This window comes from Petrocella sp. FN5 (assembly GCF_029210395.1).
In the GTDB taxonomy this organism is placed as follows: domain Bacteria; phylum Bacillota; class Clostridia; order Lachnospirales; family Vallitaleaceae; genus Petrocella.
Map to the genome: position 1 here is coordinate 1 of NZ_JARGDP010000163.1, position 1,744 is coordinate 1,744.

1 protein-coding gene is annotated in these 1,744 nt (G+C 35.1%); it reads left to right on the forward strand.

Going from position 1 to position 1,744, the window contains the following annotated elements; genetic code table 11:
- Positions 1-347: 347 nt before the first annotated feature.
- On the forward strand, positions 348-1,601 hold the full coding sequence (locus P0N36_RS15195) for an HD-GYP domain-containing protein (protein ID WP_275843729.1): 1,254 nt from the start codon (positions 348-350) through the stop codon (positions 1,599-1,601).
- Positions 1,602-1,744 lie beyond the last annotated feature (143 nt).

The following is a 1,744-nucleotide window of genomic DNA, read 5'->3' on the forward strand; positions in this document are numbered from 1 at the left end:
TCAATTATTATTGCCTGCACATAACTATTACCAAAATTTCACGCTAACTTAAAAATCCTATATGCTTTAGTGATTTAAGAAGAATTAAGTAGTACCTTTTTAAGATTAACATTTAATACACCCTCTTTCAACAATAGGTTTTTAATTGATAGAGAAGATATCCATTTTTATAGTATCCATCTATGGAGGCTAGAATAAAAATAGCGATAAAATGCATCACATACTTGAATAAAGAAGTGATGCATTTTTTTACAAGTTTTTTCATTTCTATATATATTTTGGTGTAAAAAATGTATAATAATGATAAGAAACACCATAAACTTGGTGCGTGATACAAGGAGGTCGTTATGATTTATGATCTTAAGATGTTCGATGTCATGTCCGCGTTTATTAATGCGATTGATGTGGTCAACCCGATTCTAAAACATCATCATAGGCGTGTAGCCATTATCGCCTACTACCTAGGTGAGGCTTGTGGATTGAATAGCTTTCAACAATCCAATCTAATATTGGCATGTAGCCTTCATGATATTGGTGCATTAACGGTAAAAGATAGCTTTGAACTCAAAGAACTAGATGTTGTAAATCCGGAAGCACATGAACGATTAGGTGCAGGCATTATTTCTTCTTTTACACCTTTTGAACACATGAGTAAAATCATTCGCCATCATCATGTAAAAGCATCCGATAAAGCCATCAATGATGAACTGGCGGTGCCCTATGAATCTTTTATTTTACATTTGGCGGACCGAATTGAAATACTTTTGAAAACGGATGAGCTAGCACTGAACCAAAAAGTATATGTTATAACTACCCTTAGTGAGTTAAAGGGTAGTTTGTTTGATGAGAGAATATTTAGAGTTTTTCTAGACTTGGCCGAAAAAGAACAATTCTGGTTTGATATTGATTATATGAGTATGCATGACCTTCTGGAAAAGGTTGATTTTGAGTGCTTTTCTATTAAGAATAATATTGAGACGGTCAACGATCTTGTTGCAACCTTAAGCAAAGTAATCGATTACAAATCACGATATACAGCAGCACATTCTGCTCGCGTAGCTCATGTTGCATTCAGGTTGGCAAAACAAATGAATTTGGAAGATAAGGTATGCTCCGGTATTAAATTAGCAGCCTATATGCATGACTTTGGCAAGATAGCCATTCCTACAGAGATATTGGAAAAACCCACATCTCTAACCAAGGAAGAGTTTAACATCATGAAGACGCATCCCTATTATACGTATGAAATATTAAAACATGTAAAAGGTATCGAAGAACTAGCGATGTGGGCAGGTTCCCACCATGAAAAATTGGATAATTCCGGATACCCGAAGAAGACGAAGGCACAAAATATCGGCATAGAGATTCAGATTATTATATACGCAGATATTTTTTCGGCACTCTCAGAAGACCGACCTTATAGAAGTTCCATGGAACTGGAAAAGGTCATGGAAACGATTAAGAATGAATATAAAGGTATTGTTGGTAGTACCGTTTATGAAGTATTGCTTCCGATGGCAGAACCACTTTTTTGTGAAATCAAGGAGATTCGTGAGACGATTAATGAAGAATATGATCATATCATCCATCCGGTAAATTAAAGTATAGCGTTTTACATCGTGCAAACAAACTTTACATAAATATAAACAAACCTCACATAGACCCCATAAAGGCTTAACCTTCATATGATATCTTTTAGGCGATAGAGAAGATATCCATTTTGATAGTAGCCACCTATGGAGGT

Bases quoted from the DNA above. Each gene is read 5' to 3' on its own strand.
- P0N36_RS15195 (WP_275843729.1), top strand. From the start codon at position 348: ATGATTTATGATCTTAAGATGTTCGATGTCATGTCCGCGTTTATTAAT.